This window comes from Flavobacterium hungaricum (assembly GCF_015182285.1).
Classification (GTDB): Bacteria; Bacteroidota; Bacteroidia; order Flavobacteriales; family Flavobacteriaceae; genus Flavobacterium; species Flavobacterium hungaricum.
Genome location: NZ_PRDM01000006.1, coordinates 326,048 through 348,256 on the forward strand (window position 1 = coordinate 326,048; position 22,209 = coordinate 348,256).

Annotated in this window: 35 protein-coding genes; 27 read left to right on the plus strand and 8 right to left on the minus strand. The window is 33.7% G+C overall.

From position 1 onward, the window contains the following. Positions 1 to 194: 194 nt before the first annotated feature. From C4F50_RS23425 to C4F50_RS23435, 3 genes are all read left to right on the plus strand, one after another. Positions 195 to 1,454: a putative DNA modification/repair radical SAM protein gene (locus C4F50_RS23425; RefSeq protein WP_194141056.1), complete on the plus strand. Its 1,260-nt coding sequence runs from the start codon at positions 195 to 197 to the stop codon at positions 1,452 to 1,454. Positions 1,455 to 1,459: 5 nt separating this feature from the next. Beyond that, positions 1,460 to 2,236: a TIGR03915 family putative DNA repair protein gene (locus tag C4F50_RS23430; protein ID WP_194141057.1), complete on the plus strand. Its 777-nt coding sequence runs from the start codon at positions 1,460 to 1,462 to the stop codon at positions 2,234 to 2,236. Between the two features lie 62 nt (positions 2,237 to 2,298). Then, positions 2,299 to 2,895, plus strand: coding sequence for a 5'-methylthioadenosine/S-adenosylhomocysteine nucleosidase family protein (locus C4F50_RS23435; protein WP_194141058.1), 597 nt, complete (start codon positions 2,299 to 2,301; stop codon positions 2,893 to 2,895). A 173-nt stretch (positions 2,896 to 3,068) separates the two neighbouring features. Here C4F50_RS23435 and C4F50_RS23440 read toward each other — a convergent pair whose 3' ends face one another. The 6 genes from C4F50_RS23440 to C4F50_RS23460 form a co-directional block, all read right to left on the minus strand. Next, positions 3,069 to 3,794, minus strand: coding sequence for a type 1 glutamine amidotransferase (locus C4F50_RS23440; RefSeq protein WP_194141059.1), 726 nt, complete (start codon positions 3,792 to 3,794; stop codon positions 3,069 to 3,071). 126 nt (positions 3,795 to 3,920) lie between these two features. Then, on the minus strand, positions 3,921 to 4,316 hold the full coding sequence (locus C4F50_RS23445; protein WP_194141060.1) for an ACT domain-containing protein: 396 nt from the start codon (positions 4,314 to 4,316) through the stop codon (positions 3,921 to 3,923). Between the two features lie 7 nt (positions 4,317 to 4,323). Beyond that, positions 4,324 to 4,575 carry a hypothetical protein gene (locus tag C4F50_RS23450; RefSeq protein ID WP_194141061.1) on the minus strand — a complete coding sequence of 84 codons (252 nt, stop codon included), beginning with the start codon at positions 4,573 to 4,575 and terminating at the stop codon, positions 4,324 to 4,326. Between the two features lie 316 nt (positions 4,576 to 4,891). Further along, complete coding sequence (locus C4F50_RS25940; protein WP_431357482.1) at positions 4,892 to 5,161, minus strand: helix-turn-helix domain-containing protein; 270 nt, start codon at positions 5,159 to 5,161, stop codon at positions 4,892 to 4,894. Continuing rightward, complete coding sequence (locus C4F50_RS23455) at positions 5,161 to 5,559, minus strand: hypothetical protein (RefSeq protein WP_194141062.1); 399 nt, start codon at positions 5,557 to 5,559, stop codon at positions 5,161 to 5,163. Before C4F50_RS23455 ends, C4F50_RS25940 begins: the two co-directional genes overlap by 1 nt. A 2-nt stretch (positions 5,560 to 5,561) precedes the next feature. Next, positions 5,562 to 6,281: an XRE family transcriptional regulator gene (locus C4F50_RS23460; protein ID WP_194141063.1), complete on the minus strand. Its 720-nt coding sequence runs from the start codon at positions 6,279 to 6,281 to the stop codon at positions 5,562 to 5,564. A 129-nt stretch (positions 6,282 to 6,410) separates the two neighbouring features. On the opposite strand from C4F50_RS23460, the gene C4F50_RS23465 reads away from it, so the two are divergent. The 24 genes from C4F50_RS23465 to C4F50_RS23580 all read left to right on the plus strand — a co-directional run bounded on the left by C4F50_RS23465 (position 6,411) and on the right by C4F50_RS23580 (position 21,620). Continuing rightward, on the plus strand, positions 6,411 to 6,623 hold the full coding sequence (locus C4F50_RS23465; RefSeq protein WP_194141064.1) for a hypothetical protein: 213 nt from the start codon (positions 6,411 to 6,413) through the stop codon (positions 6,621 to 6,623). After that, positions 6,610 to 6,828, plus strand: a complete 219-nt coding sequence (locus tag C4F50_RS23470; protein WP_194141065.1) for a hypothetical protein — start codon at positions 6,610 to 6,612, stop codon at positions 6,826 to 6,828. Before C4F50_RS23465 ends, C4F50_RS23470 begins: the two co-directional genes overlap by 14 nt. Before the next feature lie 76 nt (positions 6,829 to 6,904). Further along, the gene (locus C4F50_RS23475) at positions 6,905 to 7,207 is read left to right on the plus strand and encodes a hypothetical protein (RefSeq protein WP_194141066.1); all 303 of its coding nucleotides are present in this window, start codon (positions 6,905 to 6,907) and stop codon (positions 7,205 to 7,207) included. Next, positions 7,195 to 7,374 carry a hypothetical protein gene (locus C4F50_RS23480; RefSeq protein ID WP_194141067.1) on the plus strand — a complete coding sequence of 60 codons (180 nt, stop codon included), beginning with the start codon at positions 7,195 to 7,197 and terminating at the stop codon, positions 7,372 to 7,374. The genes C4F50_RS23475 and C4F50_RS23480 overlap by 13 nt, the downstream gene beginning before the upstream one ends. Before the next feature lies 1 nt (position 7,375). Next, a complete protein-coding gene (locus C4F50_RS23485; protein ID WP_194141068.1) occupies positions 7,376 to 7,762 on the plus strand; it encodes a hypothetical protein in 387 nt (128 codons plus the stop codon). A gap of 126 nt (positions 7,763 to 7,888) precedes the next feature. Then, entirely contained in the window at positions 7,889 to 8,140 is a 252-nt protein-coding gene (locus C4F50_RS23490; RefSeq protein ID WP_194141069.1) for a hypothetical protein, read from the plus strand. Beyond that, a complete protein-coding gene (locus C4F50_RS23495; RefSeq protein WP_194141070.1) occupies positions 8,124 to 9,227 on the plus strand; it encodes a hypothetical protein in 1,104 nt (367 codons plus the stop codon). Before C4F50_RS23490 ends, C4F50_RS23495 begins: the two co-directional genes overlap by 17 nt. A 3-nt stretch (positions 9,228 to 9,230) precedes the next feature. Next, a complete protein-coding gene (locus tag C4F50_RS23500) occupies positions 9,231 to 9,653 on the plus strand; it encodes a hypothetical protein (RefSeq protein WP_194141071.1) in 423 nt (140 codons plus the stop codon). Further along, on the plus strand, positions 9,637 to 10,347 hold the full coding sequence (locus C4F50_RS23505; RefSeq protein WP_194141072.1) for a lambda exonuclease family protein: 711 nt from the start codon (positions 9,637 to 9,639) through the stop codon (positions 10,345 to 10,347). The genes C4F50_RS23500 and C4F50_RS23505 overlap by 17 nt, the downstream gene beginning before the upstream one ends. Then, positions 10,347 to 10,832 carry a hypothetical protein gene (locus C4F50_RS23510; protein ID WP_194141073.1) on the plus strand — a complete coding sequence of 162 codons (486 nt, stop codon included), beginning with the start codon at positions 10,347 to 10,349 and terminating at the stop codon, positions 10,830 to 10,832. The genes C4F50_RS23505 and C4F50_RS23510 overlap by 1 nt, the downstream gene beginning before the upstream one ends. Then, the gene (locus tag C4F50_RS23515; protein ID WP_194141074.1) at positions 10,832 to 11,128 is read left to right on the plus strand and encodes an HNH endonuclease signature motif containing protein; all 297 of its coding nucleotides are present in this window, start codon (positions 10,832 to 10,834) and stop codon (positions 11,126 to 11,128) included. The genes C4F50_RS23510 and C4F50_RS23515 overlap by 1 nt, the downstream gene beginning before the upstream one ends. 15 nt (positions 11,129 to 11,143) lie before the next feature. After that, complete coding sequence (locus C4F50_RS23520) at positions 11,144 to 11,713, plus strand: hypothetical protein (protein ID WP_194141075.1); 570 nt, start codon at positions 11,144 to 11,146, stop codon at positions 11,711 to 11,713. 311 nt (positions 11,714 to 12,024) lie between these two features. Further along, a complete protein-coding gene (locus C4F50_RS23525; protein WP_194141076.1) occupies positions 12,025 to 12,804 on the plus strand; it encodes a hypothetical protein in 780 nt (259 codons plus the stop codon). After that, positions 12,758 to 13,636, plus strand: a complete 879-nt coding sequence (locus tag C4F50_RS23530) for a P-loop NTPase family protein (RefSeq protein WP_194141077.1) — start codon at positions 12,758 to 12,760, stop codon at positions 13,634 to 13,636. Before C4F50_RS23525 ends, C4F50_RS23530 begins: the two co-directional genes overlap by 47 nt. A 6-nt stretch (positions 13,637 to 13,642) precedes the next feature. Further along, positions 13,643 to 13,840: a hypothetical protein gene (locus C4F50_RS23535; protein ID WP_194141078.1), complete on the plus strand. Its 198-nt coding sequence runs from the start codon at positions 13,643 to 13,645 to the stop codon at positions 13,838 to 13,840. A 2-nt stretch (positions 13,841 to 13,842) separates the two neighbouring features. Continuing rightward, positions 13,843 to 16,476 carry a DNA methyltransferase gene (locus C4F50_RS23540; RefSeq protein ID WP_194141079.1) on the plus strand — a complete coding sequence of 878 codons (2,634 nt, stop codon included), beginning with the start codon at positions 13,843 to 13,845 and terminating at the stop codon, positions 16,474 to 16,476. Positions 16,477 to 16,478: 2 nt separating this feature from the next. Continuing rightward, positions 16,479 to 17,948 (plus strand): DNA cytosine methyltransferase, encoded by a 1,470-nt coding sequence (locus C4F50_RS23545; RefSeq protein WP_228012124.1) that lies wholly within the window; start codon positions 16,479 to 16,481, stop codon positions 17,946 to 17,948. Further along, positions 17,941 to 18,576 carry a hypothetical protein gene (locus tag C4F50_RS23550; RefSeq protein ID WP_228012125.1) on the plus strand — a complete coding sequence of 212 codons (636 nt, stop codon included), beginning with the start codon at positions 17,941 to 17,943 and terminating at the stop codon, positions 18,574 to 18,576. Before C4F50_RS23545 ends, C4F50_RS23550 begins: the two co-directional genes overlap by 8 nt. Before the next feature lie 345 nt (positions 18,577 to 18,921). Beyond that, positions 18,922 to 19,224 carry a hypothetical protein gene (locus C4F50_RS23555; RefSeq protein WP_194141080.1) on the plus strand — a complete coding sequence of 101 codons (303 nt, stop codon included), beginning with the start codon at positions 18,922 to 18,924 and terminating at the stop codon, positions 19,222 to 19,224. Between the two features lie 10 nt (positions 19,225 to 19,234). Beyond that, entirely contained in the window at positions 19,235 to 19,465 is a 231-nt protein-coding gene (locus tag C4F50_RS23560) for a hypothetical protein (protein WP_194141081.1), read from the plus strand. Further along, the gene (locus tag C4F50_RS23565) at positions 19,462 to 19,752 is read left to right on the plus strand and encodes a hypothetical protein (RefSeq protein ID WP_194141082.1); all 291 of its coding nucleotides are present in this window, start codon (positions 19,462 to 19,464) and stop codon (positions 19,750 to 19,752) included. Before C4F50_RS23560 ends, C4F50_RS23565 begins: the two co-directional genes overlap by 4 nt. An 84-nt stretch (positions 19,753 to 19,836) precedes the next feature. Then, positions 19,837 to 20,646, plus strand: a complete 810-nt coding sequence (locus C4F50_RS23570; RefSeq protein ID WP_194141083.1) for a hypothetical protein — start codon at positions 19,837 to 19,839, stop codon at positions 20,644 to 20,646. Between the two features lie 21 nt (positions 20,647 to 20,667). Continuing rightward, positions 20,668 to 21,333 (plus strand): hypothetical protein, encoded by a 666-nt coding sequence (locus tag C4F50_RS23575; protein ID WP_194141084.1) that lies wholly within the window; start codon positions 20,668 to 20,670, stop codon positions 21,331 to 21,333. A gap of 92 nt (positions 21,334 to 21,425) precedes the next feature. Then, positions 21,426 to 21,620, plus strand: a complete 195-nt coding sequence (locus tag C4F50_RS23580; protein ID WP_194141085.1) for a hypothetical protein — start codon at positions 21,426 to 21,428, stop codon at positions 21,618 to 21,620. Here C4F50_RS23580 and C4F50_RS23585 read toward each other — a convergent pair. Both C4F50_RS23585 and C4F50_RS23590 read right to left on the minus strand, forming a co-directional pair. Then, positions 21,617 to 21,811 carry a hypothetical protein gene (locus C4F50_RS23585; RefSeq protein WP_194141086.1) on the minus strand — a complete coding sequence of 65 codons (195 nt, stop codon included), beginning with the start codon at positions 21,809 to 21,811 and terminating at the stop codon, positions 21,617 to 21,619. The two genes, C4F50_RS23580 and C4F50_RS23585, sit on opposite strands and share 4 nt — an antisense overlap. 103 nt (positions 21,812 to 21,914) lie before the next feature. Further along, positions 21,915 to 22,151, minus strand: a complete 237-nt coding sequence (locus C4F50_RS23590; protein ID WP_194141087.1) for a hypothetical protein — start codon at positions 22,149 to 22,151, stop codon at positions 21,915 to 21,917. Between the last annotated feature and the right edge of the window lie 58 nt (positions 22,152 to 22,209).

Sequence of the window (22,209 nt, forward strand, 5' to 3'; positions counted from 1 at the left end):
GAATTAAATTCAGGTATAGAAAACAGAATTTAACTTGTTTTTAATCTTGATCTTGAAATCTGATCTGCATAGTCGTTTTTAGGGTTAAATAAAATTGATACAATTTAGAACAATGATACTCAGTGCTCCCGCATTTCGAATTCCTAATTTTGTACTATTGAATACCACTTCCAAAAACAAATAAAAAAGTCAAAATGGTACACGAAAGAGTAATGGAAAAGCTGGCGATTTTAGCAGATGCGGCAAAATATGATGTTTCCTGTTCATCTAGTAATAGTAACCGGCAGAATAAAGACAAAGGGTTGGGCAATGCCTCGGCTCACGGAATTTGTCACGCCTACACAGAGGACGGACGCTGCGTTTCGCTGCTTAAAATCCTGCTGACCAATCATTGTATTTTTGACTGCGCTTATTGTGTCAGCAGAAAAAGCAATGATGTTAAACGCGCTGCTTTTACAGTTCAAGAAGTTGTAGATTTAACGATCGGTTTTTATCGAAGAAATTATATTGAAGGTCTATTTTTAAGTTCGGGAATTTTTGATAATCCAGATTATACCATGGAGCGTTTGGTGAGGATTGCCAAAAAACTAAGATTAGAAGAAAATTTTAATGGTTATATTCATCTAAAAGCGATTCCTGGAGCAAGCGACGAATTGTTACAGCAGGCGGGAATGTATGCCGATCGTTTGAGTGTCAATGTAGAAATGCCTACAGAACAAAGTCTTAAGCTGCTTGCTCCCGATAAAAACCACAAAGACGTGATTAAACCAATGGTGTATCTTAAAAATGGAATTTCGGAGTATAAAGAAGAAAAGAAAAGAAATTACAAAACCCCGCTTTTTGCACCAGCAGGCCAGAGCACGCAAATGGTAATTGGAGCCACAAAAGAAAATGATCTCGAAATTCTGGGAATGGCGAATTATTTTTATGAGCAGATGAACATGCGCCGTGTCTATTATTCGGGTTATGTGCCGATTAGTTATGACGAAAGACTTCCTGCGATTGGAACGCCGGTGCCCATGATTCGGGAAAACCGTTTGTATCAGGCCGATTGGCTGGTTCGTTTTTATGGATTTAATGTGAATGAAATAGTGGGATTCGATCATCCGAATCTGGATTTAGATATTGATCCGAAACTAGGCTGGGCGCTCCGAAATCTGCATCAATTTCCAGTTGATATTAATCTCGCAGAATTAGAATTGATTCAGCGGATTCCTGGAATCGGTTTTTTGAGTGCGAAAAAAATTGTAGAAGCTAGAAAATTCAAAAAACTCCAGCCTTACGATTTAAAAAAACTTGGTATTGCTTACAGCAGGGCTAAGTATTTTTTAGCTTTTGCTTCGCCTTTTTCCCTGCAGAAAGATTTAACTTCTGTTCAAATTAAAAATCATATTCTCAATTTTCAGAAAAGTAAGTATCAGAATAATTTTTCCAACCAGCTTGCTTTATTCTAATTAAAATGACACAAGTAGTTTACGATTCGACTTATGAAGGCTGGCTGACAGCGGTGTTCGAAATTTATGAGTATAAATTTACTGACGTTGTTTTTGCAAAAGAAGATGCTTCAAATAGTTTGCTTTTTTCAAATTTACATATGGTTGCAACAGATATAGAAAAAGCAAAACGGGTATTTGACGGATTGAAAAAACGATTATCAGCCAGTGGACTTGAAATGGTTTATCACGCCTTTTTATCTGAAATAAATAAAATGGATGAGATTTTGTTTCAGTTTGTAAAATATGTCTTTGCAAGTTCAGGAAATGTTGAAGGAGATTTGAGTAATAACGAAGTTCTGGCTGTTAGAAAAGCGGCGCATTTGACGCATAGAGAAAGTCATAGGATGAAAGCTTTTATTCGTTTTCAATTGACAAAAGACCAATTGTATTATGCGATAATCGAACCTGATTGTGATGTGCTGCCGCTTATTAAAGACCATTTTAAGAAAAGATATGCCGATCAGCGCTGGCTTATCTATGATGCCAAACATAAATACGGGGTTTATTATGATCTTGAAAATGTTGAAACAGTACAGCTTCAATTTGATTCGAAATCCAATTCTTCTCAAATTTTGGCTGAAATAGCCGATGAACAGGAAGGATTTTTTCAGGATCTCTGGCGTCGTTATTTCAGCAGTGTCAATATAGAATCCAGAAAAAACATGAAACTGCACATACAGCATATGCCAAAACGATATTGGAAAAATTTGGTGGAGAAAATTCCAAACATAAAAAACTAATGTGACTTGGGGTAACCTTTATCGATTCCGTGTATTTTTGTTGTAACAAATTTTTAAGATCAATGATAAAAATCAATTCACAAGCGTCTTTTGCTGTTCAAGATATACTATTCACTTTTGCTCTAGAATCTGAAGCAGCCGAAGTTTTCTCAGATTATAATACTCTAATAACAGGAATTGGTAAAGTAAATGCGGCGTACGAATTGTCTAAAGCAATTCACAAAAAGAAACCTTCTATAATTATAAATCTCGGATCGGCGGGAAGTACTTGTTTCCAAAAAGGTGCTGTTATCTGCTGTACCAAATTTGTACAAAGAGATATGGATGTGAGAGGCTTGGGTTACGCGCAATATGAAACGCCGCTCTCTGGATTACCTCCGATTATCGAATACGGTTTGCTTATGGATGGATTACCGGAAGGAATCTGCGGAACGGGGGACAATTTTGAAATGGGACATTGTTCTCCGGCATATACGGTTGTAGATATGGAGGCGTATGCTTTGGCCATGATTGCTATGAAAGAAGATATTCCGTTTTTATGCTTAAAATATGTCTCAGATGGTGCTGATGATAATGCTGCAGAAGACTGGCTGGTTCAGGTTCATAAAGCAGCCATCGCCTACGGGAAAATTTTAGGACTCAGTAAAGAAAATATTTAGAGATGCATTTCGAATAATTTTTAAACGCAAAGGATATAAGACTTTTATTTTTAAGATTTATATAAATCCAAAGTTCACAAAGCTTTATTGGATACAGCCTTGCGAACTTTTGCATTTGGAGTGTTTTAGGTATAAAAATCTTGTGTTCTTTTTTTAAAATTTAGGCCGATGATTTACGATTGTTTTTCTTGATAAGCAGCTTCTAATTTATCCAAAAAATCAAATAATTTCCGATTCATTTCAGTAAAATCAAAACTTCGAATTGTATCAGGATTTTGTACAAATTGATGTTTTGTGTTAGTTGATAAAAATTCCTCATCTATGGCAATTAATAATTCTGCTACCTCGGGATTTAGCTCCATATGACATTGAAAACCGTATACTAAATCAGAATAAGAAATAATTTGTCTCGGACAGCCTTTGCTTGAGGCAAGAATTTTACTTTTCGCTGTCAGACCCGGCATATCGTTATGCCAATGACCAACTGCTAGTTCTGATCCAAAATGATTTATTTTAGGATCTGTAATTCCGTCTGCGGTTAGTTGAATTGGAAACACGCCGATTTCTTTTTCAGGACTATTTTCAAATGATGCTCCTAAAGCTTCGCCAATAAGCTGCGAACCAAGGCAGACACCAATAACAGCTTTGTTGTTTTTGACAGCGTTTTGAATTAAATCAATTTCGGCCTTTGCATCAAAATGAGGGCACTCTTCTATAGTCGTGTCAGGACTTTGCGGGCCGCCCATAATCAGAAGTAAATCGATGTTGGTAACAGTTTCCGGTAAAGGCTGCCCGAGATAAACTTTTGAAAATGTAACAGCATGTTTTCTAGAAACAGCCCATTCTAAATAAGCCCCAGGAGCTTCAAAATCTTCGTGCTGTATAATATGTACATTCATTCGTCTTTTTTTTGTTTGAAATTTATTTCAAACAAAAATAAAAGTAACGAATAAGATTTGGATGATACAGTTTTTTGAATTAAAAGTGGTCCAGTAAAAACAGCTTTTGCTTTTTTTTTGAATGGATTAATTGGATTGAAAATGAGATAAGGCTTTCATTGCTTTTTGAGCATCTTTTTGGTCGATAAAAATGTGATCGTGATAATAGCCTGCCACAACATTACAGCTTATGTTTTCTTGACCAAGAATGGCCGAGAATGCAGCAGTCATTCCTACTGCTTCTAAAGAAGAATGAACGTTAAAAGTAATCCAGGCAGCAATATAAGAATACTCCAGATTTAATTGGTCAGCATCTTCTTTTTTTAAGATAACGGTTATTCCTTCTGTTTCTTTAAAAAGAAATAAAATAGCTGCGAAAGGAATGTTTTCTGTGCTTTTTACGCAGCAGTAAACATATCGGCCGTCATTTAATACGGGATTTAGGTTCTTTAAGATCTTTTCAAGATTTTTTTCGCCTGACATTCTTGGATTATTTTTCTAAATTGTCAATATCAGAAATCTGATCCAGTATATTAGTCTGGTTTGGCGAAATGTAGTTTTTGATTTCGGGATGAGTTTCTTTTTTAAAAAGAAGATCCAGAGCATTGTATAGTTTTAATAAAACATCTTTGTCTTCTTTTTCGATCTCTAAGGCTGTATTAAAATTAAAAACATAATTATTCGAATTGCGTACTTCTACTTTTATCGTTTTTGATGTGATTTTAAATTTAACTATGTCCATAATGTTTATTTAGAGTCGTAAATCTAATAAATTTTTTATTGCCTTCCTTAGAAATTCTATGGTCTTATGATCAGTTTTTTTAGGCTTTAATTTGCTGTAAGACAGAATAGTTTAAATAAAAAACCCTTAAACTATATGTTTAAGGGTTTTGCCGTTTGTAGCGAGGACGGGAGTTGAACCCGTGACCTCAGGGTTATGAAATCAACACCCTTTCACTTATGGCTTGTAAACACCTTTAAAAGCAATATCTTTACGATTATTGTTTGTTTATTTTATATTTTTTTTGAGATTTTAATGTCTCTTAGGGTTGTCGGCATCACTGCTCTTGAAACTCCTTATTTTTCTGGGTTTTCAAGCTGTTAAATACCTTGTTTTCTAAACCAAAAATCCAGTTTGCGTTGACATTAAAAACTTCACAAATTCTTTTAATGTGTTCTGTCCTGAAATGAGCGGTGCCCATTTTTATTTTTGTTAGAGTTTGTTTTAAAATTCCAACTGAATCCGCAAAATCGTACTCATATTTTATAGTTCCTAAACTTTGTAGCAACTTTATTAGTTCGAATATTTTAAGATCAGTTTCATTCATTACTTAATTCCGTAAATTTTATTTTTATCTGTGATAAAATATATGCTGTTTGCTACAGTGTCTCCAGCCAGCCTGTAAGCATGTACTCTATAAAACTTCTTATCTTTTATTTTCGGAAATCCTTTTACTAGAGTATCCATTTTATTGAGTTCGTTCTTTGCTGCATCAAGACTTTTCATATCAAAATAATCTTGGTAAGACTTTGAAAACTTTCTATGCATCACTTTGTTTGCATCTTGGCCTAAAATATCAATGATGTCAAATTTAAATTCTGCAAGTTCTTTTTCAGATACATTTTTTTTAATTAAGTCGTTTTTTACAACTTCAATTTGCTCATTGTTTTTTGAACAGGAGAAAAGCATAAATGTTACAACTAGAATGGAAATAGTTTTTTTCATAGTTAAAAAGTTCGTTTGATTACTTTGAATATTTGCAGCACATCATTTAATTCAATTTTGAAATCTTGATATTCTGGACTTTTATTTCTGGAGTGACATGTTATAGTACCTTTTTCCAAATCCTGATCTACAATGTCTTTGCAAATAATCGTGTCTTTATGTACAATAACCCAGCCGTATTTTGAATCTCTTAAAGAATCCCAATGCATTCTGCTTAATTCTCGGCACAAAGTTATACATCCCTCTGGATTGTCATAAAGTCCGCCATTATCCATGCTATCGCCCTTTATTTCAAATGCAACATAATTTCCACGTGCATATTTGTCAACATAAAAATTAACTTCATTATATCCGTCGATTAATTCGACCTCAGAACATTCGCTTATATATTGTGCGTAAGCTCTAACTGGCACTAATGGAACTGTCATTATAAATTTGCCGTTCGGCAGTTCTTGGAATTTATTACCGTTTTTATTCTTAATTACCTCCTCTTCATTTTCAGTATATTTTTTGGCTTTTACACCTTCTCCGGTAGTAATCCAATCTGGATTTACTTCCAAAACCTTACTGATTGCTTCTATTGTACTTCTATTTGGTTCGTTTTCGTTTTTTAATATTCTTCCAATGGTTGACTGCGAAACCGACGTCAGTTTATGTAGTTTGTACGGCGTGAAGCCTTTATTTTCCATACTTTGTTTTATTCTTTCTCCTATGCTGTGCATTATCATTTATTTAGAATCGATATAAATTACCATTTGGAAGTAAATTTTACTTCCAAATATTTGTTTTTTACTTCCAAATGGAAGTATATTTGCTGTATAGAAAATGACTAGTCAAAAATAGCAATAAAAATGGAACTAACAACAGCAGCAAAGGAAAAATTAGGAACCGATGAGGTTAAGATGAAAATAGCTTTAGAGTTAGATAAATCTTATTACACAATGCGAAGATGGATTTTATCATCCCCAATTCACGAGAACCTTACAAAAAAGAGATCTATTGAAGCAATTGTAAAGTTTACTGGATTAAAAGAATCTGAAATTTTTACAGATGAACAAGGCTGATAAAATACAATTTATAAAAAGCCAGCTTCAAGACTTAAATATTCAAGAAGAGCTTTTTAAACAAGGATTAAGTTCAATTACTAGCCGTAAGAGTTACTTAGAAATGGAGTTGGATAGTTTGGGAGCTTCCAACTCCACCCGAAAGGGCAGATTCGAAATGACACCAGAACTTAAATTAAAAGCAGTTGCTTGTTTGACCAAATAAAAAAACCGCTCACGGACATGAACGGTTTTAGATCAAATTTTATTAACGCCTTGCAGGGCATAAATAAACAAATAGAATGACAAAGTTAGAAGAAATTACAGATAAAGCCGTAACAATCAATAAAAAAATTAAGGCTTTCGAAAAACTTAAATGGGTTTGTTCAAGATTATTGAACTTTTATTCTCAAGAAACCAATCTTTCAATGGTTGAAGTGATGAAAGTAAGACATGCAAAAGTTGCTCAACAACTAAATGAACTTAGAAGTGAATTGATTCCAGTTAACGATGAAAGACTTTCACTCTTAAAGCAACAACCAAAAACAACTACTTACGAGGTTGTTAATCTCAACATTAAACAATACGAATCATGGATGCACTAACTAAAAAAGAAAAGAAAGTTTTAGCCCAAGCATTGAGATTGTTGTTTGATAAAACAGAAGATTTTACAGTCTGCAGTTCGATATCTGATCTGGCTGCCAAACTCCAAACAAGTAACGCGGATGAAATTAAAAACGATCTGCAATTTATAACCTCTAATCCTTATTAACATGTCATTATCAATCGAAGCACAGATTTATAAAGTCCTCAGTACAAGTAAAAAACTTTCTGAGGACAATCCAGACCTACTTTTTTTATCATTTGACAGATTAAAAGATCATTTTGTTTTCAACTGCTATAAGGTATTTAACGATGAAAAGTATCCTTTTTTCAGCTTGCTAGTTTCAGACAAAGAAAAGCTTAGTGAATTGATTTCAAATTTTCTTTTAAGTGAAAAAATTAGGTTTCGTTTTCAGCAAACTAAAGACCCTGATTTTATGGATATAGAATCAAATATTAGAAAAGCATTTTTTAAAGACTGGCTTTTCAATAAAGTAAAAAATGTTAATCAACGCGATGCCGTAAGAGTTAAGATGGCACTTGAAAAAATCAAATAAATGGGCTTAGATACAGAAAGAGGTAACAGAATGTTTAACCTATTTGTTATAGCATTTATAATCGCTTTTGTTATTGGTTTTGTTGTCGGAGGGGTTACAGTTTACACAGTTTTTAAATTATAGATCATGACAATTAAAATAAATCAAATATACAAAACGGACACAGGCTTTTTCCTTAGAGTAAAAGTTGTTAGAGATTCAGGATTACACACTTTAGAGTTGATTGATAGAAACGGAAATGTAATTCCAGATCAAAAAAACTCATTCGGGCATGTAAATCAAAGAAGTGAGCGCTTCTGCTCAGAAGAAACAATCGAAAGTTACAAATTCATTCATAAATCAAATTTTAATAAATATTCAAATGAAAAATCAAGTTAAAAAAACTGAAATAATCTCATTGGAATCAGTAAAAGCTTCAATGCTTCCAGAGTTGCAGGGATGGAAAGCAAAACAAGAAGCAGTAGTTGAAGAAAATCCTTTTGTCGCGATCACTGATAATAAAACCTACGAAGAGGCAAAAAAAAGCAGAACAGCGTATGTGACAGCTAGAACGACAATTGAAAAGCAAGAAACACTTATTGCTTCAAAACTTAAAATTGTCCGTAATGAAGTGAGTACTGAAACTAAAAATCTGATTGATATTACTCTTCCTCACGAAGAAAAGCAGCAAATGGAGGTTCGTCGCTATGAAGCCGCAAAGGAAAAGGAACGTGAAGAAAAGGAGAAAGCTGAAAAAGAGAGAAAAGAAGCTATTCAAAATAAAATCGAAACATTTTATCAACTACAAAAAGGTCAAATTGAAAGCTTGCTATTCGATAAAATTAAAAGTTTTAAAGTCGAAATGAACGAATCAATAAACAATACTGATGTCAGTGAATTTGAAGAGTTCGAGTTACAGTTTGCTTCAAAAGTTCAATTGCTGAAACAACAATTAGATGACAAAGTAAAGTCTCTAACAGAAAAAGAAGAGGCAAGACTTGCTTATGAGAAACTAGCAAAAGAAAAAGCTGAGTTTGAAGCCCAAAAAAAAGCAAAAGAGGAATCTGATAAAAAAGAAGCTAAAGAACGTGAGGAGAAGCAAAAAGCAATTGATGCCGAAAACAAACGTGTTGCTGATGAAAATGCTAAAAAGCAAAAAGAACTTGACGAAAAGCAAAAAGCAATTGATGAAGCTGAGAAAAAACGCAAAGAAGAAGTTGCTGTAAAGGAAAAAGCAGAAGCTGACAGAATTGCTAAAGAAAAAGCTGATAAAGAAGCTAAGGAGAAAGAAGAAGCTGAGAAGAAAAGAATTGAAGAGCTTAAGCCAGACAAGGAGAAAGCAATGCAGTACATCGAGAGTTTGCTTTTTACTGCTGACTTTCCAGAAATTAAAGATCAAGCCATTGCAAAAGAACTTCTCTCAATACGAGATGGACTAAACAAAACAATTATCGCATTCAATAATCAAATTTTAAATATCAAATAACAAATGGAATCAAATGTAAAGCCGGAATTATTTCCAAAAAATGGAGAAGTAACTTTTATCATGCCGTCAACAAATGCTATTGGAGCATTGAAAGAAGCGGGTGTTAGTAGAAAATTGACAGTTTCCTATATGGAAAAATCAGAATGGATTGCAAAAAAAAACGAAGCTGTAGAATGTTTCTTCTTAGGATTCAAAGAAGCTACTGATGCAAAAGGAGCAACTTACTTCATGGCAAAGCTGCATGATGGAGAAAAAGCGTTTCTAGCTGGACAAACTGTTTTAATTCAAGCTTTGATGAATACTAAAATCGGTCAAGGTGTAAGTATTAAATGTACCGGTAGCAGTAAAACAACTGGAGGAAATGAAATTCCATTGTTTGATGTTGATGAGCTTAACATAAACATTTTTGATGCTAACGAAGAATAGTTTAGCAGGGATTGATTTAGATGAATTAAGAGCGGAACATGAATCCGCTCTTAATAAAATGAATCAAAAAAGTAAAGAGGAAGAATGGCTCGAACTCCGAAAAGGAAAGTTTACCGCTTCTGAATTTGTGAGGCTGATGGGATATGAAGATAAGGAGGGATTTCCCGATGGAGCCATAACTTATGTTACTGAGAAAGTTCTTGAAGTTGTCACAACAAATGAAAACAAACAGCTCGCAACAAAATCTGTTGAGCATGGCAAAGATACTGAGATTGAGGCTGTCGAAAAGTTTATGCAGCAGTTTGGAATTGAGGTTTACAACTATGGAGAAGATCAGGAGTATGTTCCATTAACTAACGATGTTGGATGCACGCCAGATGGATTAATTGGAGATGGAAAAGGAGTTGAAACAAAATGTCCAGACAGTAAAACTCATCTGTATTATCTAGAACACTTGACCTTATCCAACTTCAAAAAAGAATGTACAAAGTACTACTGGCAGATTCAAGGCAGCATGTATATCACAAACAGAAAAAGTTGGTATTTCATTAGTTATGATCCCCGATTCAAGAATGAAAACAAGCGCCTTTTTGTTCTTGAAATTCCAAGAAATGACATCGACATTGCAAAATTAGAAAAACGGCTAACAGAAGCAATTAAGAGAAAAAGATTAAGACTTAAATCATTTGAATAATGCCTACACCTAGAAAAATAGCGGTTACAACTGAAGTTGAAAACGGAAAGTTTGTTGGAAATAGAAACTTAATAATTGATGCAATTGGAGTTTATGAGGGGAAAAAAGTAACTGTAACCATTGAGCGCCATTACAACAAAAGAAGCAATAAGCAAAACCGCTATTACTGGGGTGTAATTGTCGAGCATTGGAAAAACATACTTCGCGAAGAATGGGGAGATATCTATTTAGAATCTGATGTTCATGAGTTCTTAAAATCAAATCTAAGTTTTGAAGAAGTTATAGATGATTCGACGGGAGAAGTTGCAATAAACCCAATAACCCATGAGACAATTCGAAAACCAAAATCAACTACAAAGAATACCACTTTCGGCCAAGAAGAATATCATGAGGCATGCCGCCAACTTGCATGGGAGATGTTTCAATATCAGATACCATTGCCAAATGAAGATTTAGAACAACCAATTGATGTAGAATTTAAGTAATGGCAAATCTTTATAAAACCTCAACAGGAGAAAAATTCACAACAGCGCAGATTGAAGCTAAAATGAGAGTTGCAAAAGCAGCTGCATTGGAAAAGCAATTTGATGAACACAGATATAATTTTTGTGAGCAATGCGGGAAAAACGCATCTGGAACCAGGTTAGATTGTTCGCATGATATATCGGTTAAAAAAGCAAAAGAGAATGGCCAATCAGAACAATGTTGGAATGTCGGAAACATCACAATATTATGTCGAGAATGTCATCAAGAGAAAGACGGACTTAACACACAATTTTAACTAAATATTTTAATCATGGAAATCGTAAAAAATTATTTACCAGCTGTAATTGAGTTTACTGCTAAAACAAGTGAAGTGCCAGAGGTATTAGGAGAATTCAGTTCTCCAGAAGATGTTCAAAAATTCATTAGCGAAAACTTCATCGCAATGCCTAAGCAAGTAGAAACAATTCGCTTGCTTGATGATTATGAGAAAGATCATATTCGAACTGAATACATCACAGAGTTAGAGCAAAATCTTCCTGTTTATCAAAGCCAGCATCTTGAACGCGCTAGAGAGACCGAAGTTGCAAAAGAATCTGAGAAAAGAGCAAAAGAAACGGTAAGTGCTTGTTTTAGCAAAATAGAAGCTCTTTCTCAGGAAGTAAGAAAAGGTATTACTGAGATAAATCTTGATGCAGCAACTACCTACGAAGTGGCCTTTAATGGAAATTACTACTACTACACATTGTTTGATGGGGTTTTAAGGCTTGCTAAGATATCTAAAATACCAGATCATCAACTTGCTGATTTGTTTAATTCAAGTGAAAGAAATAAAGCATTCTTTGAGCAGCTAAAAGGAAATAAGAAAGTAGCGAAAAAGTAATGTCAAGACTAAATCACAAAAAGGGCAGACCAACCAATTACAGGAAATCACTTAAATCAAATCCTTACTGGGAAGAGGTGAAAAGTAAAGTGAGGCTTAGGGATAATTTTAAGTGCATTGAATGCAATTCAATTATAAGATTAGAAACTCATCACATTACTTACTATGTAAATGGAAAATCAATTGTAGGAGCAGAACTAGATCATCTGTGTTGGTTGGTTACTCTTTGTGAATATTGTCATGAAAGAGTTCATAAAAACTCAAATCATCGGTTTAATCCGAGTAATAAAAACAAAGTAAATATCAAATAAATGGCAAAGCGTTTTATTGACAACGAAATACTACCTAAAGCTTTCCGCAAGCTTGAACCAAGCTTGAAGCTAACTTGGTATTACATATGGACACATTGCGATAAGTCAGGGGTTTGGGATATTGATGAAGACTTATTTGAGTTTGATAATGGCTTTGAGTTCAATCTGAAAAAATTCGAAGAGAGCTTTGCAACTCTTATAAATGTTTTAAAGGATAAAATTTTACTTATTGATTTTATAAAAGTCAATTACGGCACTTTAACTGAAAATTACAACCCGCATAAACCTGTCTTTAGAGATTTGCTTAAAAACAATCTCAAGCTTGAGCCAAGCTCGAATCAAGCTTACTTTAAGCTTGTAGATGAAAAAGAAGATGTAGATATATATGAAGAAGAAGTTAAAGAAGAAAAAGAACCCGCGAAAAAAATAATTGAAATTGGAACTGTATATGAAGTTGAAAGTGGAAAACCAAAAAAAGCAAAAGCCAAAGTTCAAAAATCAGAAGTTGATCTTCCTTTTGAAACGGAAAAGTTTAAAGTTCAATGGCAGTTGTGGAAAGCTTACAAAGCAAAAGAACATAAGTTCAATTACAAATCAATCGAAAGTGAACAAGCATCACTAACTGAGCTTACAAATCTTTCAAATGGACTGGAAGAAACTGCAATTTTAATTATGAACCAGTCAATGGCTAAAGGATGGAAAGGATTCTTTGAATTAAAAAACAATTATCAACATGGAGCGCCAGAAAAACCAACAGGAGGATTCAACAGAAACAGATAAAATTGAAATCATTTCAATAGGAGTAAATAAATACTCTTACTTGAAGTCTTTAGTTCAGGACAAGTTAACTGAAACTCAAAAAAAGGAGATTGAAGTGTACGAAAAAAAACAAGTCGGCCAAACTCCAGAGCAGTTAGAATATGAACTTAGTTACTTTGAGAAACTTTTGAAACCAAAACCAAAAGTTGAATTTTCAATCACTGCAAGACAGTTGTTTAATCTGTTTAAATCGAACTTCCCGTTGGTAAAAAACAGACCTTTTATTAAAGTTGAGAATACAATAAAAAACCTTGAGCCTCTCATTTATTATTTCACAAAAGATGAACGCTTTTTCAAATGTGACAATCTATCAACATTATCTGAACCAAGTTTTGACAAAGGAATTTTGATTATTGGTCCATACGGAAACGGGAAAACCTCAACGATGGAAGTGTTTGAGAAAATTTTTAAAGGCATTCCAAAGTTAGGTTTCAAAACTTATTCAGCAAACGAAGCGGTAACAATGTTTGAAAAGTGTACTGGAGATGATGCTGCCATTCTAAGAAAAGAGTTTGAAAAATTAATGTGGCATCGTACTGTATGTTTTGATGATTTGAAAACAGAGCGTACCGCAAGCAACTATGGAAAAGTTAATATTTTCAAAGAGATTCTTGAAGAAAGATATCGCCTAGGTTCTAAAACTTATATGATCTGTAACTATAAAGAGGGATATGAAAATGATCTTCAAGCAGCGATCGATGAGCTGGGCGAAAAATACGGCGGGCGTGTATGGGATAGGATTTATGAGATGTTTAATATCATCGAGTTCAAAGGGAAGTCTTTCCGAAAATAGAATGTCATGGATGATTCAGTTTACATAGTGAAAGCGATTTCAAAAGAATGCACCTATTTCATTTTTAGAGATAATGGCGATGAAGTTACAATTACTCAAAACGACATCGGAAACATCAAAACAAGTCACAAATTAACCTTTAAAGAAGTCGAATTTTTGAGAGAAGAATATGCTTTCTTCTTTAAACCAAATTTAAAATCATAACGATGATCTATACAGAATTTTTAGAAAACAAAATTGTAATCGCTGAGAGTTACGGAGTAGACATTGACAAAAACAGAATCAATCCAATTGCATTACCTCATCAAAAAGACATAATTCATTGGTCAATTGCTGGAGGTCGCAGAGCAATATTTGCAAGTTTCGGACTTGGTAAAACATTAATGCAGCTGGAAATTGCCAGGTTGATTATTGAAATAACTGGAAAGCCTTTTTTGATCTGCATGCCGTTGGGAGTAGTTGGAGAGTTCCGAGATGATAACGATCTTTTAAAAACTGGTTTCGATATAAAATACATTACTGATACTGACGAAGTAGATATACTGCAGAATGCAATTTATGTTACCAACTACGAGCGTGTTCGCAAAGGAGATATCAAGCCAGAATACTTTGGAGGTGTTTCATTCGATGAAGCAAGTATTTTAAGAAATCTTAAAACTGAAACAACGAATTATGTTTTAAAGCATTTCGGAACGATCAATTATAGATTCGTTGCAACGGCTACACCAACTCCAAATGATTTTATTGAGATATTGAATTATGCAGACTTCTTGGGGGTAATTGACCGCGGTCATGCGCTTACTAGATTCTTTCAAAGAGATTCAACGAAAGCTGGACATCTTACTCTTTACGAAAATAAGAAAGAGGAGTTTTGGAAATGGGTTTCTTCTTGGGCGGTTTTCATAAATAAACCATCGGATTTAGGATATGATGATACTGGTTACAATCTTCCGAAACTAAACTTCCATGAAGTTGAAATCGATAACAGCCCGGAGGGAGTTATTACAAATAAAGACGGCAAAATTGTAATGTTTAAAGACCTTACTAAAAGTCTTCCTGATACTTCAAAAGAGAAAAACGAATCGATTGATATCAGAGTTGAAAAAGCCTACCAGATCGTAAAAGAAAATGCTCCATACAGTAACTGGATTCTTTGGCACCATATCGATAAAGAACGCGATGCTATTGAAAAGAGATTTAAATCAGATGAGCATATCGATTTACGCACAGTCACTGGAAGCCAGAAGAACAGTGAGAAAGAAAAACTGCTGATTGACTTTAAACATTCAATGTATCAGATTCTAAGTACCAAACCAAAGATTGCGGGTTCGGGCTGCAACTTTCAAAAGGATTGCAATAACATGATTTATGTGGGAATCGATTATAAGTTTAACGACTTCATACAAGGTATTCACAGGCTCTACCGATTCAAGCAAGAAAAAGAAGTTAATGTCTGGGTAATCTTTACAAACAACGAACGTGAGGTTTTGAAAACCTTAAAAGATAAATGGAGAAAGCACATTGAACTTCAAACTGAAATGATAAATCTGGTCCGTGAATATGGACTTAACACAGACAAAATTACAGCTGATATGAAAAGACAAATATTCAAAAATAAAAGAAGCGCTACAATTGGAAACGCAACTGTTTTTAATGATGATACAGTTCATGTACATGAGAACATGGCCGATGATTCAACCGACATGATTTTGACTTCAATTCCTTTTGGAGATCATTATGAGTATTCAGACAATTATAATGACTTCGGGCATAACAACGGAAATGAAGAGTTCTTTAAACAGATGGACTATTTAACACCTCATCTTTTAAGAACATTGAAACCTGGCAAAATCGCTGCAATCCATGTTAAAGACAGGATCCGTTATTCATACCAAAACGGAACTTCATTCACTACAATAGATGATTTCTCTGGTAAAACAGTTTCGCACTTTGTAAAACATGGATTCTACTTAGTAGGAAAGATCACAGTGACAACCGATGTTGTTCGCGAGAATAATCAAACCTATCGTTTGGGTTGGTCGGAACAGTGTAAAGATGCCACAAAAATGGGGGTTGGACTTCCTGAGTACATTCTTCTTTTCAGAAAGCGCCCAACGGAAATGAATAACGCTTATGCCGATGAACCAGTTATTAAAGCTAAAAATGAACACGAGGTTTATTGTAACACTTGTCAAAAGATTGTTGATCTAAAAGACAAAAAAGAGATCAAAGTTATTGATGATGTTGTTTGTTGTGTCAAGTGTGAGACTGATCATTTTTCGCCAATTGAAGAGATTTATCCTGTTGACAATTGGCAGCTAGATGCTCATGCTTATTGGAAATCATCTGGAGATAGATTTATGAGTTCTCAGGAACTTTCTACTGCTGAGATGAAAACAATCTTTAATCGCTGGAGGGAGTTTGACAAATCTAATGTTTACAATTTTCAAGAGCATTTGAAAGTTTGCAGCGACTTGGATAAAGCAGGAAAGCTCAGCCGATTGTTTATGACAATCCCGCCAACCTCATCAAATGAAATGGTTTGGACGGATGTAAATCGAATGCATACGCTTAACGCTAACCAAGCAAATCGAAAAAAAGAAAAGCATATCTGCCCGCTTCAGTTAGACATTATCGAAAGATTAATCAATCGCTTTACCATGAAAGGAGATGTTGTTGATGATCCGTTTGGAGGTTTATTCTCTACTGCATACAAGGCTCTTGAGATGGGAAGAAAAGCAATTTCAGCGGAATTGAATCCAAGTTATTATGATGATGGTCTTTTCTATTTAAAAGGTATCGAGTACAAAATCAATGTTCCAACTTTATTTGAATTATAAGCATGATAGATTTTAAAGAAGAAAAAGAGTTCAGAGAACAAATAGCAATGTTTATTAATTATGTGAAACGAACTTATAAAAGAGATGAGTTATTAATTTTTTGGATTGATACTTTTTGTGGAGCTGGTGGTACCTCAACAGGAATACACTTTTCGAACATAACAAATATGTTTGTTGCTGCATGTGTTAATCACGATCAAGTGGCGATTGATAGCCATGCAGCGAACCATCCACACACGTTGCATTTTACTGAGGATATCAGAGATTTTAAAGTTGTATTCAAACTTAAAATGTTTGTGGAAGAATTAAGAAAATTTTTCCCAGAATGCTTAATTAACTTTTGGGCTAGCTTAGAGTGTATAAATTTCAGTAGAGCTAAAGGAGGATTGCCAAGAGATGCAGATAGTAGGAGTTTGGCTGAACACATGGAAATGTATTTGGAGGCTTTGAAACCTGATTACTTCTATGTTGAAAACGTTCGTGAGTTTATGTCTTGGGGGCCATTAGATGAGAATGGGAAACCAGTATCTAAAACAGCTGGAACCGATTATGTGAGATGGGTTGACGAGATTAAATCCTTAGGATTCAATTATGATAAACGTATTTTAAATGCAGCTGATTTTGGTTCGTACCAATCAAGAGAAAGATTATTTATACAGTTCTCAAGAATAGGTTTACCTATATCATGGCCAGATCAAACACATAGTAAAAAACCAGATAAAAATTCATTGTTTCCTTTACAAAAGAGAAAACCAGTTCGAGATATACTTGATCTAAAAGATAAAGGCAATTGCATTTTTGCAAAAGTAAAATCAGACAAAACATACAAAAGAATTCTGGAGGGAGCAAAAAAGGAAATTAATAAAGAAGTTCACTTTCTTACTTCATATTATGGCAATGGAGGATCTCACTCAATAGGCGATTCATGTAACACTTTGACAACTAAAGATAGATTTGCATTACATTATATGCAATACGATTATTCTAAACTCACAACTTCGAGTGTTGATAGTTCAGCAAATACGGTTACAACAACGCCTAAACATAATTTAATGTGTTTAGATTGGCTTATGGACACTCAGTTTGGACGAACAGCAAAATCATTAGATGAGTCATGTTTTACGGTAATTGCAAGATTAGATAAAAAGCCAATTTATCTTTTACAGACCGAAAGAGGCTATCCAAAAGATTTTATAAAAGAGAGTGATTCTGAAATTGTAAAGGAGCTAAAAGAGTTTATGATTTTAAACGGCATTCAAAAAATTTACATAAGAATGTTGAAGATTGCAGAGCTGAAAAAAATACAAGGTTTTCCTGAGAATTATATTCTTACTGGAAACCAGACACAGCAAAAAAAACACATTGGAAATGCTGTAGATGTTTGGCAGGCCAAAGCAATTATTAGAGAAAACTACAACTCTATATTAAGAAAAAGAATTAAATCAAAATCTAAAGTAATGCAGTATGAGTAAGAAAATCATTTTACATCTGTGTGCGGATATCGGCAGCGATAGTTTGTTTTATCATTTAGACCCAGATTACGAAGTTATCAAAGTTGGAATTGAAATTGGAGTTGAGAACTATCATCCGCCGCCGAATGTTTACGGAGTGCTTTGCAATCCGGTTTGTACTCACTTCTCAATTGCTGTTGGATTCGATAAAGAAAAGGATATCGAAAAAGGGATGTTCTTAGTTAATCACTGCTTCCGAGTAATAAAAGAATGTGAACAGGACGGCCACAAGTTAAAGTTCTGGTACATGGAGAATCCGGCCACGGGAAAATTAAAAGATGTGATCGGCGCTCCAGTAATGATTTACCAGCCGTGGGAGTTTGGCAGCCCGTGGACAAAGAAAACAGCTCTTTGGGGAAACTTCAACATTCCTGAAACCATTTATAAGAATTGGGAAGATGTGCCAAAGAATGACAAATTATATATCAGAGGTAAAAGAAAAAAGCCTGGTCTTGTTTACTTCCACAAATCAGCAGTCGATTTAATTCCAGAGTTTCATTGGGCGCGGGAATTTATAAAGTGTGATACTGATATTCGAAGTATGTGTTCTCAAGGATTTGCAAGGGCTTTTTATGAAGCAAATAAATAATCTAAACAACTTTAATCATGAAAACATTTTTAGGAATTACAGTAAGAGAATGGGTTAGAATGGGAATTGGACTGCTGGCAATTATTGCGATTGCTTTGTATGTTGTGGAGAAAGGAAAAGGCAATGGATAGAAAAGTAATAAATGAAGATTGTTTTTAAAAATCCGGCTCCAGCAATAGAAGTAGAGATTAAACTTTACAGCTGCATAAACTGCAGTATAGTGTTTCGATGGAGTGAAGAATGCTTGAGCCGGATTGTAATTGAAGATAAGTACCATGATAAGTATGAGTGCCTTTGCGCTAAATGCTCAGAATTATATTTAAATAATAAGCTAAAAATATAGTAATGGAAGAATTCGAATATATAAGAAACCGATACAGTGTGCCAGCTGAGATGTTTAGAGAGGTAACTGTTGCAGATCGTAAAGGAGTAATCACAGAAGATAAAGGAAACTATATTGGTGTGGTGTTTTACGACGATAAAAAGCTAATGCCGTTACCGTGCCACCCAACTTGGAAAGTGGAGTACTTAGAAACTTTTAATTATAAACCGCCTAAACCGAAAAACCCAAGATCAAAGCAGAGATATAGAGATTATCTGCATTCGGATTCTTCTTTGACTTTTGCGGAATGGCTAGGCATTAAATAAAAACTAAAAAATGGAAGCAGCAAAACAAATATTAATTAAGCATTGCCCGGGATTAGATGATTTATTTGTTGATCATAGTTCAGTTTTTTTTCGTGACAGAGTTCTAAAAGCAATGGAAGAATATGCGGAACAGTTTAAATATGACTTTTCGCAAAAATGTAAATGTGAATCCAGTATAGGCCAAACATGGTGTTGTAATCAATGTGGTTTGCCTTATACTTCTAAACCCATAAATGTATGAATGAATTAAGAAAATGGGAAGTAGTAGAGCATAGTTGGTCTGATACTTCAATTTACGATCAAGACGGAAATGTTGTTTGTACAATGTGTATAGATGACGAAGATACGACCGAAGAGAATCAAGAAGAACGGGAGCAGATTGTTTCAGCTAATTTTAAATTGATTGAAGCTTCGCCGGACATGTTAGATGTTTTAAAAAGAATTGTCAAGGAGTTTGAGAAGTATGGAGGCCAGCATGTTCCATTGGTTATTGAAGCGAATAAATTGATAAACAAAATTGAATTTTAAAATTTAAACAAAGATTATTTAAAAACGATAGCCGCTATATTAGTGGCTTTTTTTTATGTTTGTAATATAAAAACATAAAAATATATGACTGATTATATTGATTCATTTCTGTCTAATTACAAAAGTAAAATCAGAAATCCTTTTATAGGAACAATGTTAAGTGTATGGCTTATTAAGCATTGGGATATTGTTTTTGCTTTTTTTAGTTTCGACGCGAAAAGAACAATGGAATGGAAAATTAATTACGTTCGTAAATATTTTTCTGAAATATGTTTTTGGCCTGAGTTCTGGAAAATTACTGGCATTTCTCTTTTCAGTTTAATGCTAACTTTTATTCTGTTAGGGATTTCTAGAGCATTGACCGATTTTTATTATAAAATTGCAGAGCCTTATATTGTTAGACAAATTGATAAGAAACAAATTTTTACTTTAGAGAATAAGAAAACTTTAGATAAAAGGATTGCTACATTAGAAGCTAAACTTGAAAAGAGTATTGATGCAGCTATTAAGGCAGAAGGTATTAATGAGCAGTTAGAGTTAAAACACATCAATAATATTTCTGAAATGTCAAAGAGCTTGGAATCTGCAACAAGTAGTTACGCAGCTGTAAATAATCAATACAACTTGCTACTTGAAAAAGAAAAAAAAATTGAGGATGTTTATGAACAATTTAGGAAATTGTATAAAAATTTTGACACAAAAACATTAGAGCTTTTAAAAAACATAAACCAAAATCACAGAATCGATGCTACTTATTATTCTGAAAATTATGATGTAAGTATAAAAAAATTAGGGTCATTAGGAATGATAAGACTAGATTCTACTGGATACAAATATGAGTTAACTCAATTAGGAATATTTTTTATGAATGGAGTAACATCGGGTATTGTATAGGTGAATAAATAAGAAAAAAGTATGAAAAAAATTATTTCTAATGATTTTAAGAACGAGCTTACTCCAAGTAAAATTTTTGCAAAAGTTGTAGTATCCGTAATTGTTGGAGTGGGATGGTACTCCATTCAGAATTTATACGAATATATACCAAACATTTATAAAAATATCTCTCAATCGTTATACGACCGGATGATAATTTCAGTGGCACATGGACCTAGAAATCATGATGCATTAATAATGTCTTTTATAATGTTTTTTTCAACTTTATTTCTGACCGCTGCATGTATTTATTCTTATATGTTGGGAGGGTATTTAGAAAAAAGAATTGCTGATGAAGCAACTGATATCGAGAGTGTTGATGATGTTGAAAGGGAAATTACCGAAGCAAACAAACAAAAACTAAAATATGTTAAAATAATAGGAAAATCAAAATTTGTTCCTTTAGTGTTAGGTGTTGTATCTGGAATGTTATTCATCGCTGTACAGTTCTCTAATAGTCAAAAAGAAGCTGAAGCCGATATGATTAGAGATTTTAATAGAAAAATTAAAATTATTACTCCATACGTAGATTTGAAAGTAAAGGACAAAATTATTTCTGATTTTTCTCTCATGAAAAATGAGAATGATTATTTGAAAATAAATAAACGTTTTGAAGTTATTTTTAAACAAAATAAGCTTAATCCGTAAATAGATTTCTTGAAAATATTTTTGTTACAATTATTAACATGCCATTCTTTCGATTTAAAATATTCCTGATGTAAATTTGCAAAAAGCAAATCATGGAAAAGTATAAGTATACAAGCACCATCTTTGAAACAGATCCTGCGATAGAAAAAGCTAATGATGAACATCAAGAGGCTATTAAAAAGCTTTTAGCAGGAGAAATAACGCTTGAAGAATGTCGAAAGTATCAGCATGCTGTTTTTGATGCCTGTAGTAAAAGTACAGTTGGCTGGACGATTAAAAAAGATTAAAGTTCCGAAGCCTTGTTTTTTATAAACAAAACTAAATCTTGATAATTCTTTTCATTGAAAGTGTGACGTATTGAATTTTCGTTTTTCTTTTGTCTGAAAGTTGCGTGAGTGATGCCCATAGCTTCGGCTGCTTTAACGCCAGACATGCCGAAATCCTCTAATACTTTTATAATTTTATCGATTGGTTCCATAAGATTAATGATTACATTTACCGCAAATTTAATTTTAATAATTAAGTTTCCTTTCTACAAAAGGTAAAACCTCTCGTAATTGAGAGGTTTTTTTATTAAGGCCCTAAATAAACTTGCCTATTACTTTGTTTGCTGACCCGTAGGGAGAATAGATAATATCTTTAACCAAAAACAATCTATCGTTTACATCTACTTTGCATCCGATCTGTGGAACAACATACATTTGATGTGTTGTGATTGTTTTTCCATTTTCTACAAATTGAATTTGAAAACTCATTTCCTGTTCGACAAAAGAAACTAAGTAATCATGCAAAAGGAAACTCATTAGTTTTTTTATCATTCTTTTAGTATATCTTTTCATAATGCTTTTAAGTTTTTTTAAGAGAGGCCTTTCGACC